The sequence below is a fragment of the Pantoea sp. SYBGC1 genome, from assembly GCF_057197005.1.
Map to the genome: position 1 here is coordinate 241574 of NZ_JBXUNM010000004.1, position 12856 is coordinate 254429.

The 12856-nt window shown below is 57.6% G+C and carries 14 protein-coding genes; 10 read left to right on the top strand and 4 right to left on the bottom strand.

Annotation, left to right across the window (positions count from 1 at the left end):
* Positions 1 to 3 precede the first annotated feature (3 nt).
* Positions 4 to 2859, top strand: coding sequence for a valine--tRNA ligase (locus tag AC2CF9_RS10130; RefSeq protein WP_484556888.1), 2856 nt, complete (start codon positions 4 to 6; stop codon positions 2857 to 2859).
* 67 nt (positions 2860 to 2926) lie between these two features.
* Positions 2927 to 3433 (top strand): GNAT family N-acetyltransferase, encoded by a 507-nt coding sequence (locus AC2CF9_RS10135; RefSeq protein WP_484556889.1) that lies wholly within the window; start codon positions 2927 to 2929, stop codon positions 3431 to 3433.
* 10 nt (positions 3434 to 3443) lie between these two features.
* On the opposite strand, the gene miaE is transcribed toward AC2CF9_RS10135, so the two are convergent.
* Positions 3444 to 4205 carry a tRNA isopentenyl-2-thiomethyl-A-37 hydroxylase MiaE gene (gene miaE, locus AC2CF9_RS10140; protein ID WP_039382319.1) on the bottom strand — a complete coding sequence of 254 codons (762 nt, stop codon included), beginning with the start codon at positions 4203 to 4205 and terminating at the stop codon, positions 3444 to 3446.
* A gap of 55 nt (positions 4206 to 4260) precedes the next feature.
* On the bottom strand, positions 4261 to 4686 hold the full coding sequence (gene rraB, locus AC2CF9_RS10145) for a ribonuclease E inhibitor RraB (protein ID WP_039382316.1): 426 nt from the start codon (positions 4684 to 4686) through the stop codon (positions 4261 to 4263).
* Positions 4687 to 4849: 163 nt separating this feature from the next.
* On the opposite strand from rraB, the gene argF reads away from it, so the two are divergent.
* The 7 genes from argF to AC2CF9_RS10180 all read left to right on the top strand — a co-directional run bounded on the left by argF (position 4850) and on the right by AC2CF9_RS10180 (position 11351).
* Positions 4850 to 5857: an ornithine carbamoyltransferase gene (argF, locus tag AC2CF9_RS10150; protein ID WP_150018813.1), complete on the top strand. Its 1008-nt coding sequence runs from the start codon at positions 4850 to 4852 to the stop codon at positions 5855 to 5857.
* Positions 5858 to 6086: 229 nt separating this feature from the next.
* Positions 6087 to 7022 (top strand): aspartate carbamoyltransferase, encoded by a 936-nt coding sequence (pyrB, locus tag AC2CF9_RS10155; protein WP_484556890.1) that lies wholly within the window; start codon positions 6087 to 6089, stop codon positions 7020 to 7022.
* A gap of 13 nt (positions 7023 to 7035) precedes the next feature.
* Positions 7036 to 7500, top strand: a complete 465-nt coding sequence (gene pyrI / locus AC2CF9_RS10160) for an aspartate carbamoyltransferase regulatory subunit (protein WP_094110682.1) — start codon at positions 7036 to 7038, stop codon at positions 7498 to 7500.
* A gap of 80 nt (positions 7501 to 7580) precedes the next feature.
* Positions 7581 to 7967, top strand: a complete 387-nt coding sequence (ridA, locus tag AC2CF9_RS10165) for a 2-iminobutanoate/2-iminopropanoate deaminase (RefSeq protein WP_484556891.1) — start codon at positions 7581 to 7583, stop codon at positions 7965 to 7967.
* A 142-nt stretch (positions 7968 to 8109) separates the two neighbouring features.
* A complete protein-coding gene (nrdD, locus tag AC2CF9_RS10170) occupies positions 8110 to 10248 on the top strand; it encodes an anaerobic ribonucleoside-triphosphate reductase (protein ID WP_484556892.1) in 2139 nt (712 codons plus the stop codon).
* A complete protein-coding gene (gene nrdG, locus AC2CF9_RS10175; protein ID WP_150018817.1) occupies positions 10245 to 10763 on the top strand; it encodes an anaerobic ribonucleoside-triphosphate reductase-activating protein in 519 nt (172 codons plus the stop codon). The genes nrdD and nrdG overlap by 4 nt, the downstream gene beginning before the upstream one ends.
* A 66-nt stretch (positions 10764 to 10829) precedes the next feature.
* Positions 10830 to 11351 (top strand): type 1 glutamine amidotransferase domain-containing protein, encoded by a 522-nt coding sequence (locus AC2CF9_RS10180; protein ID WP_039382303.1) that lies wholly within the window; start codon positions 10830 to 10832, stop codon positions 11349 to 11351.
* 219 nt (positions 11352 to 11570) lie between these two features.
* Here the strand turns inward: AC2CF9_RS10180 and AC2CF9_RS10185 are convergent, their stop codons facing one another.
* Entirely contained in the window at positions 11571 to 11993 is a 423-nt protein-coding gene (locus tag AC2CF9_RS10185; RefSeq protein ID WP_484556893.1) for a YhbP family protein, read from the bottom strand.
* Positions 11994 to 12067: 74 nt separating this feature from the next.
* Here AC2CF9_RS10185 and AC2CF9_RS10190 point away from each other — a divergent pair, with 74 nt between their 5' ends.
* The gene (locus tag AC2CF9_RS10190; RefSeq protein WP_039382299.1) at positions 12068 to 12355 is read left to right on the top strand and encodes a GIY-YIG nuclease family protein; all 288 of its coding nucleotides are present in this window, start codon (positions 12068 to 12070) and stop codon (positions 12353 to 12355) included.
* On the opposite strand, the gene AC2CF9_RS10195 is transcribed toward AC2CF9_RS10190, so the two are convergent.
* Positions 12339 to 12845, bottom strand: a complete 507-nt coding sequence (locus AC2CF9_RS10195) for a GNAT family N-acetyltransferase (protein WP_150018271.1) — start codon at positions 12843 to 12845, stop codon at positions 12339 to 12341. The genes AC2CF9_RS10190 and AC2CF9_RS10195 overlap by 17 nt on opposite strands.
* Positions 12846 to 12856: the final 11 nt, after the last annotated feature.

The window sequence follows — 12856 nt, forward strand, 5'->3', positions numbered from 1 at the left end:
GAAATGGACAAGACATATAACCCGCAAGATATCGAGCAGCCGCTCTACGAGCACTGGGAACAGCAGGGCTACTTTAAACCTAATGGCGACACCAGCCAGGAAAGCTTTTGCATCATGATCCCGCCGCCGAACGTCACCGGCAGCTTGCATATGGGTCACGCCTTCCAGCAGACCATTATGGATACCATGATCCGCTACCAGCGCATGCAGGGTAAAAATACCCTGTGGCAGGCGGGCACTGACCATGCCGGTATCGCAACGCAGATGGTTGTGGAGCGTAAGATCGCCGCCGAAGAGGGAAAAACGCGCCAGGATTATGGTCGTGACGCCTTTATCGATAAAATCTGGGAGTGGAAAGCGGAATCAGGCGGCACCATTACCCGCCAGATGCGCCGCCTCGGCAACTCTGTGGACTGGGAGCGCGAGCGCTTCACCATGGATGACGGCCTCTCAAATGCGGTGAAAGAAGTCTTTGTGCGCCTCTATAAAGAGAACCTGATCTACCGTGGCAAACGCCTGGTAAACTGGGACCCTAAACTGCGCACCGCTATCTCCGATCTGGAAGTAGAAAACCGCGAAAGCAAAGGCTCGATGTGGCATATCCGCTATCCGCTGGCGGATGGCGCGACCACGGCAGACGGCAAAGATTATCTGGTTGTCGCCACCACCCGTCCGGAAACCCTGCTGGGCGATACCGGCGTTGCCGTCAATCCGGAAGATCCACGCTATAAAGATCTGATCGGCAAAGAGCTGATCCTGCCGCTGGTGGATCGTCGCATTCCGATCGTGGGTGATGAGCACGCCGATATGGAAAAAGGCACCGGCTGCGTGAAGATCACCCCGGCGCACGATTTCAACGACTATGAAGTGGGTCGTCGTCACAAGCTGCCGATGATCAACATTCTGACCTTTGACGGCGATATCCGCAGCCGTGCCGAGGTGTTCGATACCAACGGTGAAGCGAGCTCCGCCTGCTCCGATGAAATCCCGGCGGCGTTTCAGGGTATGGAGCGCTTTGCCGCGCGTAAAGCGATTGTCGCTGCCGTGGATGAAGCGGGCCTGCTGGATGAGATCAAGCCACACGACCTGACGGTGCCGTACGGCGATCGCGGCGGCGTGGTGATTGAGCCGATGCTGACCGATCAGTGGTACGTGCGTACCGCCCCGCTGGCGAAAGTTGCGGTAGAAGCGGTAGAGAACGGCGATATCCAGTTTGTACCGAAGCAGTATGAAAATATGTACTTCTCCTGGATGCGCGATATTCAGGACTGGTGTATTTCACGCCAGCTCTGGTGGGGTCATCGCATTCCGGCGTGGTATGACAACGACGGCAACGTCTATGTCGGCCGCACTGAAGAAGAAGTGCGTCAGGAAAATAACCTGGCTGCAGACGTGGCGCTGCGTCAGGATGATGACGTGCTGGACACCTGGTTCTCCTCCGGCCTGTGGACCTTCTCTACCCTTGGCTGGCCAGAGAACACCGAAGCGCTGCGCACCTTCCACCCGACCAGCGTGCTGGTGAGCGGCTTCGACATTATCTTCTTCTGGATCGCGCGCATGATCATGCTGACCATGCACTTTATCAAAGATGAAAACGGCAAGCCGCAGGTGCCGTTTAAGACCGTCTATATGACCGGTCTGATCCGCGATGAAGAGGGACAGAAGATGTCGAAGTCGAAAGGCAACGTCATCGATCCGCTCGATATGGTTGATGGGATTTCGCTGGAAGCGCTGCTGGAGAAACGTACCGGCAACATGATGCAGCCGCAGCTGGCGGAAAAAATCCGCAAGCGTACCGAGAAGCAGTTCCCGGAAGGCATCGTGCCCTCAGGCACTGACGCCCTGCGCTTTACGCTGGCCGCGCTGGCCTCAACCGGGCGCGATATCAACTGGGATATGAAGCGTCTTGAAGGCTATCGCAACTTCTGTAATAAGCTGTGGAACGCCAGCCGCTTTGTGCTGATGAATACCGAAGAGCAGGATTGCGGCCAGCAGGGTGGCGAATTGAAGCTGTCGCTGGCGGATCGCTGGATCCTGAGCGAGTTTAACCGCACGGTGAAAGCGTACCGTGAGGCGCTGGACAGCTATCGCTTCGATATCGCGGCCAATATTCTGTATGACTTCACCTGGAACCAGTTCTGCGACTGGTATCTGGAGCTGACCAAGCCGGTGATGAACAGCGGCAGCGAAGCGGAGCTGCGCGGCACGCGCAACACGCTGGTAACGGTGCTGGAAGCCCTGCTGCGTCTGGCACACCCGATTATTCCGTTTATTACGGAAACTATCTGGCAGCGCGTAAAAGTGCTGAAAAACATCGATCACGACACCATTATGCTGCAGCCGTTCCCGCAGTATGAGGTGGCGAATGAGGATGCAGCAGCGCAGGCTGATATCGAGTGGATGAAGCAGGCGATTGTGGCAGTGCGTAATATTCGTGCTGAGATGAACATTGCGCCGAGCAAGCCGCTGGATGTGCTGCTGCGCGACTGCTCCGCTGATGCACAGCGTCGCGTGGAAGAGAACCGCAACTTCCTCTCCCGTCTGGCGCGTCTCGCGAGCCTGACGATCCTGCCGGCGGGCGACAAAGGCCCGGTCTCTGTGACCAAGATCGTCGAGGGCGCAGAGCTGCTGATCCCGATGGCCGATCTGGTCAACAAAGAGGCGGAGCTGGAGCGTCTGGCAAAAGAGCTGCTGAAGCTGGATGTTGAGATTGAGAAGATCCAGACCAAGCTGGCGAACGAAGGCTTTGTGTCGCGCGCTCCGGAAGCGGTGGTCGCGAAAGAGCGCGAGCGCGTGGCGGAGATGGAGCAGTCAAAAGCAAAACTGATTGAACAGCAGGGCGTGATTGCGGCATTGTAATCGCTTAAGACCTGTTCGTTAACCGAAGCCGGGCTCTGCCCGGCTTTTTTATCACCGGAATTCTGCCATGAGCACCCTCACCTCACTGAATCTGCAGGTCCGCCCGATCTGCGCCGCGGACAACCTGCCGATTGCACAGGTGATCCGCACGGTGTCAGCCGAGTTTGGCCTGACCGCGGATAAAGGCTATACCGTCGCCGATCCTCAGCTTGATAGCCTGTTTGAACTCTACAGCGTCCCAGGTAGCGCCTACTGGATCGTGGAGCTGGAAGGCAGCGTCGTGGGCGGCGGCGGCATTGCGCCGCTGGCGTGCAGCGCGCCTGATATCTGCGAACTCCAGAAGATGTATTTTCTGCCGCAGGTGCGCGGGCTCGGTCTGGCGCGTGAACTGGCGCTGCGCGCGCTGGCGTTTGCGCAGGCGCAGGGGTTCCGCCGCTGCTATCTGGAGACCACCGCCAGCCTGACGCGGGCGATTGCGCTTTATGAAGCGCTGGGATTTACGCACATTGACCGCGCCATGGGCTGTACCGGTCACGTGGATTGCGAAGTGCGGATGCTTAAAATGCTGGCGTAAATGCCCGCACTCAGAATGCGGGCACGCCGCTGTGAAAGCGCAGTTCCGTATCCGGCTCGCCGATCAGGCGCGCTTCCGCTGCGCCGATCGCCTGCACGCGCGGTGTAATATCGCGCGGTGAGATCTGCGCTGCCAGCGCCAGGTAGTCCTGATAGTGACGCGCTTCTGAACGCAGCAGCGAGATATAGAACTTCTCCAGCTGCGCATCCAGATGTGGTGCCAGGCTGGCAAACCGTTCGCAGGAGCGCGCTTCAATATAGGCGCCGCAAATCAGTTTATCCACCAGCGTATCGGGCTCATGGGTGGTGACCTCCCGCAGCAGCCCTTTTGCGTAGCGGCTGGCGGTGATTTTGCGGTAAATCAGACCGCGCGCCTGCATGATCTCCCATACCTGATAAAAGTGGTGCAGTTCCTCTTTGATTAGCAGCACCATCTTCTCCACCATCTCATCCGCCCACGGCAGTTCGTTGCGCACGATAACGCTTTTGGTCAGGTTTTTATGCGCATTGATGAAGTCGCTGCTGTGCGCTTCGCCAAAGACAAACGCCTCATAAGGTTCGAGCCACGCCAGAATCGCCTCGCCGCTCGGTTTATCCGCCACATATTTACGGATCAGCCATACGGCGGTCTGCGCCGCTTTCAGCTCACATACCATGTGATCGGTCAGCAACAGCGTGAGGTTTTCCGGCTTGCGCGCCTCTGCGATCCACGCCTCAGGTGTGCGGCAGTGCAGGAACTGGTGAATAGGTGCTAATAGCGGGGCGTAATTCATCGGTGGTCTTTACGGGCAGGTAAGTAAAACGGGCAGCGTGCGCCGCCCGGTACGATCAGTGACGGACGCCGTTATCCTCGCCGTCATCATCCATCTCTTCATCTTCGTCTTCGTCATCTTCCGCGTTGGGATCTTCGAAGTAGGTGCCCCAGCCGTCATAATCGACGTTATATTTGCCCACCAGGTTCACCAGCTGCTCAACCTGCGCATCGATCAGTTCAGGTTTCAGCGCGGATTCGCTGAGGATATCCACACACATTACCGTGGTGCCATCTTCCAGCTCCAGCTCTTCCGGCTCGGTGACTTCATAGCCCAGCTTAAACGCATCAACTGCCGCTTTTTCCAGCGAGTCGAAGTTGTTGCAGGAGAGATGATGTTCAATGGTGTAGAGCGCGTCCGGATCGCTTCCGTCATCCAGCAGCTCTTCGATGATCAGACGCGTCTCTTCGCGCTGTTCTTCCAGCAATGCTTCGTATGCCATGGGTGAGTCCTCAAAATGGTGGCAGTGAATGCAATTATTTTCCCATACTGCCTCGCGCGCCACTACACAAAACAGAAAGTTTATTTGCGCCGGGCTTGAAAATGAATATTCATACCATTAAATTGAATTTTAATTCATTATTAAGCAGCTTACGGAGCAAAGCATGAGCCAGTTATATTCGAAACATTTCCTGCGGTTGCTGGATTTTACTCCGGCAGAGATCGCCAGCCTGCTGTCGCTGGCCGCTGAATTGAAGCAGGCCAAAAAAAGCGGCAGTGAACCGCGCTACCTTACCGGCAAAAATATTGCGCTCATCTTCGAAAAAGACTCGACCCGTACCCGATGCTCTTTCGAAGTTGCCGCTTACGATCAGGGTGCAAACGTGACCTATCTCGGGCCAGGCGGCAGTCAGATTGGTCATAAAGAGTCGATGAAAGACACCGCCCGGGTGCTGGGACGCTTCTATGACGGTATTCAGTATCGCGGCTATGGTCAGGCATTGGTGGAAACCCTGGCTGAACACGCCGGTGTGCCGGTGTGGAACGGTCTGACCGATGAGTTTCACCCTACGCAGCTGCTGGCCGATCTGCTTACGATGCAGGAGCAGCTGCCGGGCAAAGCGCTGAGCGACATGACGCTGGTGTATGTGGGCGACGCGCGCAATAACATGGGCAACAGCATGCTGGAGGCCGCCGCGCTGACGGGGCTCGATTTGCGTCTGGTAGCGCCTGAGGCGTGCTGGCCGGAAAGCGGGCTGGTAGAGACGTGCCGGGCCGCGGCGGCGCAAACCGGCGGCAAAATTACGCTGACGGAGAATATCGCCGAAGGCGTACAGGGCGCAGACTTTATCTATACTGACGTCTGGGTCTCAATGGGCGAGGCGAAATCGGTGTGGGAAGAGCGTATCGCTCTGCTGCGCCCCTATCAGGTTAACAGCGCGATGCTGGCGCTGACCGGTAATCCGCAGGTGAAGTTTCTGCACTGCCTGCCCGCTTTTCACGATGACAAAACCACGCTGGGCCAGCAGCTGGCGGCGCAGTACGGGCTGGAAGAGGGAATGGAAGTCAGCGACGAGGTATTTGAGTCGGCGCACAGCGTCGTATTCGATCAGGCGGAAAATCGCATGCACACCATCAAAGCGGTGATGGTGGCTACGCTGGCTCAGCGCTGATTAACGCCAGGCAAACGTTTACTTAGCGCTTGCTGCCCGCCCGCGAATGCGTATAATGCGCCACAATTTGCCGGAGGAAATATGCCACAGCGCCAGCCACATTTTGCCGCTCCCGTCCGCCTGAACGCAGGCGGCACCGCTGTTTCTTTCCGCTATTCACCGATCGTAATAAAGCCCCTGTAAAGGGGCTTTTTTTTGTCCGCTATCCGGCAGCATTGAGGAGAAAGCTATGGCTAACCCGCTATATCGCAAACACATCATTTCCATCAACGATTTCAATCGCGATGAACTGGAGCTGGTGCTGCACACCGCTGCCCGGCTTAAGGCGCAGCCGCAGCCTGAGCTGCTGAAGCATAATGTGATTGCCAGCTGTTTTTTCGAAGCCTCTACCCGGACCCGCCTCTCGTTTGAGACGGCGATGCATCGCCTGGGCGCATCGGTGGTCGGGTTCGCCGACGGCGGTAATACCTCGCTGGGCAAAAAAGGCGAAACGCTGGCCGACACCATTTCCGTCATCGGCACCTACGTTGACGCTATCGTGATGCGCCATCCGCAGGAGGGTGCGGCGCGTCTGGCCACGGAATTTTCCGGCGGCGTACCGATCCTCAACGCCGGCGATGGTGCGAATCAGCACCCGACGCAAACCCTGCTCGATCTCTTTACCATTCGTGAAACGCAGGGGCGGCTGGATAATCTCAGCGTCGCGATGGTCGGCGATCTGAAATATGGCCGCACCGTGCATTCGCTTACGCAGGCGCTGGCGAAATTCACCGGCAACCGTTTCTACTTTATCGCCCCGTCTGCGCTCGCCATGCCTGCCTATATCACCGATATGCTGGATGAACAGAACATCGTCTGGACGCGGCATGACAGCATTGAAGAGGTGCTGCCTGAACTCGACATTCTTTATATGACACGTGTTCAGAAAGAGCGTCTCGATCCGTCAGAGTACGCCAACGTTAAGGCACAGTTCATTCTGCGCGCCGCCGATCTGCACGGCGCGCGCGGCAATATGAAGGTGCTGCATCCGCTGCCGCGCGTGGATGAGATCGCCACCGACGTCGACAGCACGCCCCACGCCTGGTATTTCCAGCAGGCAGGTAACGGCATTTTTGCCCGCCAGGCGCTTCTGGCGCTGGTACTGAATAGCGAACTGACAGACTAAGGAGCCGACGATCATGACCCAGGATAATAAACTGCAGGTAGAAGCGATTAAACGCGGCACGGTAATCGATCATATTCCCGCCCAGACGGGATTTACGCTGCTGTCGCTGTTCCGCCTGACGGAAACCGATCAGCGCATTACCATCGGCCTTAACCTTCCTTCCGGCGAGATGGGACGTAAAGATCTGATCAAAATCGAGAACACTTTTCTTACTGAGGATCAGATCAATCAGCTGGCGTTTTACGCGCCGCACGCCACGGTAAACCGTATCGAAGAGTATGAGGTAGTCGCCAAAATTACCCCAACGCTGCCGGCGCGCATTGAGCAGGTGCTGACCTGCCCGAACAGCAACTGTATCAGCCGCAGCGAGCCGGTTTTTTCCAGCTTTGCGGTAAAGCAGCGTGAAGATGATATCCACCTGCAGTGTAAATATTGTGAGAAGTCGTTTGCCCGCCATGTGGTGCTGGGTCACTGGTAATCATCTGACCGCTCCCTATAATGGGAACCCTTGCTTACGCGGCGGGCGTCCCGCTGGCCGCGCACTTCTGAGGAGAAACGATGTCTCGCGAAATCAGTACGGAACAGGCTCCCGCCGCTATCGGTCCCTATGTGCAGGGCGTGGATCTCGGCAGCATGATTATCACCTCCGGACAGATCCCGGTCGATCCGGCAACCGGCGCGGTCGCCGATGACGTGGCAGCCCAGGCGCGCCAGTCGCTGGAGAATGTAAAGGCGATTGTTGAAGCAGCCGGTCTGCAGGTTGGCGACATTGTCAAAACCACGGTCTTTGTCAAAGATCTCAACGACTTCGCCACGGTTAACGCTACTTACGAGGCGTTTTTTACTGAGCATCAGGCCAGCTTCCCGGCACGCTCCTGCGTGGAGGTCGCCCGCCTGCCTAAAGATGTCAAAATTGAGATTGAAGCGATCGCCATACGTCGCTGATCCCCTGCCCCTCTCCCGACCGGGAGGGGGGACTCACCACTTCCTTGCGGCATATCAAGCCATACGCAATTAATCCCGCCCCGGACACAACATATAGTCATTACACTACCTGAAATATCTATATATAGCTCAGGAGTGGTGAATGGCGACGACGGTTATAAAACGCGACGGCTGCAGAGTCCCCTTTGATATACAGCGTATTGAACAGGCCATTGCGGCGGCGGCAGAGGCAGTGGCGCAGTACGATCCCGCCTGGTGCCGGGCGCTGGCTGAGCAGATTGGTCAGCAGCTGGCCGCGCGCGCGGAAGTCGATATCCATGAGATCCAGCTGGCGGCGGAAGAGGCGCTGATGCATGCCGGTAAACCGGCGGTGGCGCGCGCATGGATTGAGTATCGCCACGACCGGGATCGGGCGCGCGAGCAGCGCAGCCGGCTTCATCACGCGATCAGGGGGCTGGTGGAGCAGACCGACACCGCGCTGCTGCATGAGAATGCGAACAAAGACAGTAACGTCATCCCGACCCAGCGCGACCTGCTGGCGGGCATCGTGGCAAAACATTATGCGCAGCAGCATCTGCTGCCGCGTGCGGTGGCTGAGGCGCATGAGCGCGGCGAGATCCACTATCACGATCTCGATTACGCCCCCTTTTTCCCGATGTTCAACTGCATGCTGGTCGACCTGCGCGGCATGCTGACCCGGGGCTTCAAAATGGGCAATGCGGAGATCGAGCCGCCGAAATCGATCGCCACCGCCACCGCCGTCACCGCGCAGATCATCGCGCAGGTCGCCAGCCATATTTATGGCGGCACGACGCTTAACCGCATTGATGAAGTGCTGGCGCCGTTTGTGGAATTAAGCATGGCGAAGCATCGGCAGGTCGCAGCGGCGTGGCAGATCGCCCGCGCGGAGGAGTATGCCCGGGAACGCACTGAAAAAGAGTGCTTTGACGCGTTTCAGTCGCTGGAATATGAAGTTAATACGCTGCACACCGCCAACGGCCAGACCCCGTTTGTGACCTTTGGCTTCGGGCTTGGCACCTGCGAAGCTGCGCGCATGATCCAGCGGGCGATTCTGCACAACCGCATCGCCGGGCTGGGTAAAAACCATAAAACGGCGGTATTTCCCAAGCTGGTTTTTGCCATCCGCGAAGGGATTAACCGTCGACCGGGCGACATAAATTACGATATTAAACAGCTGGCGCTGCGCTGCGCCGCTAAACGTATGTATCCCGATATCCTCAATTATGATCAGGTTGTGGCGGTGACCGGCTCATTTAAAACGCCGATGGGCTGCCGCAGCTTTCTCGACCGCTATGACATGCAGGGAGAACCGGTTCATGACGGGCGCTGCAACCTCGGCGTGGTGACGATCAATCTGCCGCGCATTGCGCTGGAGGCGCAGGGAGATGACGCTCGCTTCTGGCAACTGCTCGATAAGCGGCTGGCGCTGACAAAGCAGGCCCTGATGACGCGTATCGCGCGTCTTGAACGCACCAAAGCGCGCGTGGCGCCGATTCTTTACATGGAGGGGGCATGCGGCATACGGCTGCAGGCGGATGAAGAGATTGGCGTTCTGTTCCGCAACGGACGCGCGTCGGTTTCGCTTGGCTTTATTGGTCTGCATGAGACGCTGAATGCGCTGAGCGGTAATGCGCAGCACCCTTACGATTCGCCCGCGCTGCAGGCAAAAGGCGTGGCGATTGTTTCCCGCCTGCGCGCGGCGGCCAGCGCGTGGAAAGCGGAGAGCGGCTACGGCTTTAGCCTCTACAGCACGCCGAGCGAAAACCTGTGCGATCGCTTCTGTCGCCTCGATGCAGCGGAATTTGGTGTGGTTCCGGGCGTGACAGATAAAGGCTACTACACCAACAGCTTCCACCTCGATGTAGAGAAGAAGGTGAATCCGTACGACAAAATTGATTTTGAAGCGCCCTATCCGGCGATCAGCAGCGGCGGCTTTATCTGTTACGGCGAATATCCCAGCCTGCAGCACAATCTAAAAGCGCTGGAAGACGTCTGGGACTACAGCTATCACCGCGTGCCCTATTACGGCACCAATACGCCGATCGATGAGTGCTACGCCTGCGGCTTCAGCGGCGAGTTCAGCTGCACCAGCAAAGGCTTTACCTGTCCCGCCTGCGGCAATCGCGACCCCGCCCGGGTTTCCGTCACGCGCCGCGTCTGCGGTTATCTTGGCAGCCCGGACGCCCGTCCCTTCAATGCCGGTAAACAGCAGGAGGTGCAGCGACGCGTGAAGCACATGAGTGGCAGGCTGCCGAAATGATGCGTATCCATGGCTATTATGACATTGACGTGGTGAACGGACCGGGCACGCGCTGCACGCTGTTTGTCGCGGGGTGCGAGCATCGGTGCCGGGGCTGCTATAACCCGCGCACCTGGCGCACCGACACGGGCACACCCTTTACGCTGCAGATGGAAGAACAGCTGATTGCCGATCTCAGCGATACCCGCGTACCGCGTCAGGGCTTATCGCTCAGCGGGGGCGATCCGCTGCATCCGCACAACGTACCGCATATTCGCCGGCTGGTGCGTCGCGTGCGGCGTGACTGCCCCGGTAAAGATATCTGGCTCTGGACCGGCTATGAGCTGGCTGAGCTTTCTGCCGCTCAGCGGGTGATACTCGACGCTATCGATGTGCTGATTGATGGCCGCTTTGTTGAGGCTGAAAAGGATGCACGGCTGCAGTGGCGCGGCAGTCGTAATCAAAAGATCTGGTGGTTACGCCAGCCACCGCCCGCGGAAGACATTACGCCGTCGGGCTTGCGTTTCACCCAATAGCGTCCAGACTTGTCAGGTCACTCATGCAACGAACCCTGTGTTCGTGAACCACATGGAGAAGAGAAGATGGGCAAGAAAATAGCGGTTCTGATCACCGATGATTTTGAGGATTCTGAATTTACCTCACCAGCGGATGCTTACACCCAGGCGGGCCATGAAGTGGTCACCATTGAGATGCAGGCAGGAAAAACGGTAAAAGGTAAACAGGGCAAAGCGGAAGTGAAGATTGATAAAGATATCGATCACGTCAGTGCAGCAGAATTTGATGCACTGCTGCTGCCGGGCGGCCACTCCCCCGACGCACTGCGCGGTGACGATCGCTTTGTCAATTTCACCAAAGAGTTTGTTGCCAGCGGCAAACCGATTTTCGCTATTTGCCATGGTCCGCAGCTGCTGATCAGCGCCAACGGCGTGCGCGGCCGCAAGATGACCTGTGTGAAAGCGATTGCGATCGATCTGCGTAACGCGGGTGCCGATTTTTACGATAAAGAAGTGGTTGTGGATGATGACAAGCTGGTCACCAGCCGCACCCCGGAAGATCTGCCGGCATTTAACCGCGAATCGCTGCGCATCCTGAGCGCATCATAATATTCCGGCCGCCCGCAGTATCCAGGGCGGCACGATACATCTCACCCAGGGGCGGCATTTATGCCGCCCCTGGTGTATGCGATATACCTGACCCTGGGCGGCATGAATGCCGCCCCTACAGTTACACGATACCTGACCCAGGGCGGCATAAATGCCGCCCCTACAATTGTAGGGGGCGCATTCATGCGCCCCTGGTGCATTCATGCGCCCCTGGTGTATTTATGATGCGATACGCTGCCAGATGATTTTCTTGCCAAAACCCAGTGTGTTATCCGTCATCTTCAGCTCATCTATCGTGAGCTGCCAGAGGGGTGCGGTAACTTTTTTTGCGACCGGAAAACGGCGCTGATAGGCGCTTAACGCCTGCGCATCCTCACTTAGCCGGATATGTCCGCGATACTGGACGCCTTTAAGCAGCTGAACACTTTTCGGCTGGCCATTGATGGTGCCTGCGACCTGCGGGTTATGCAGCATCATGGTGCCGTGACGCGTGGCGGTGTCGCTCATCAGCCAGAATGCCATCTGTGCTTCATCAAACAAATAGTAGCAATTAGCGCACCACAGCTCTTCCGGTGCGCTGGCACAAAGCGAAAGCACATGCTGTTTCTTCAGGTAGCGCAGTAAATGAGACAGATCGGACAAAGGTCGCTCCCTGCACATAGCCGTGAACGCGGCGGCACGTTACACTGCTGGTGCTTTGTTTTGAGGTCTGAGAAATGGAACAGAACTGGCAGCTTTATATGCTGCAAACCGCTGCCGGGATGATCTATACCGGAATTACCACCGATGTGGCGCGCCGGCTGCTGCAGCATCAGCAGGGACGCGGCGCCCGCTCGCTGCGCGGCAAAGGACCGCTGACGCTGATGTTTCACTGCCCTGCCGGTGACCGCGCTGCGGCTTCACGCCTGGAGTATCAGGTTAAGCAACTCGCCCGTACCCACAAACTGCTGCTGATAGCGCAGCAGCCGGCGTGTCTGACCACCTGGTTTACTCAGCGTGGTTGAACGGCGCAGCAAATACCACTAACCCTTCTGCGCCGCTGAACGCATCGTCTGCCAGCTTATAAATCTGAAATGTCGCATCGCTGTCGGGCCAGCGGCAGTGCAGCCCGTGATGAGCCGCCGGCTCGAAGCCCAGCGGCTGGTAAAATGCGGGATCGCCCAGCACCACAACCGCGCTGTAGCTGAATTCATTCAGAGAATCGAGCCCCTCATAAACCAGCTGCTTTGCCAGGCCCTGCCCGCGCACCGAACTGTCAACGGCCAGCGGAGCCAGCGCCACCCAGTTACGATCTTCACCCTGCAGCGTTACCGGACTGAAAGCAGCATAGCCCAGCACCTGACCCTCATCATCGGTCGCCACCACGCCCAGCGTGAGCAATCCATCTTCGCGCAGCTGCTGTACCCGTTCAGCTTCAGCTGTGGTCGCAAAACTGCGTTTTAGCAGGCTGTCGATGCCGGCAGCATCAACGCCAATCTCAGTACGAATTAACATGGCATCCCCGT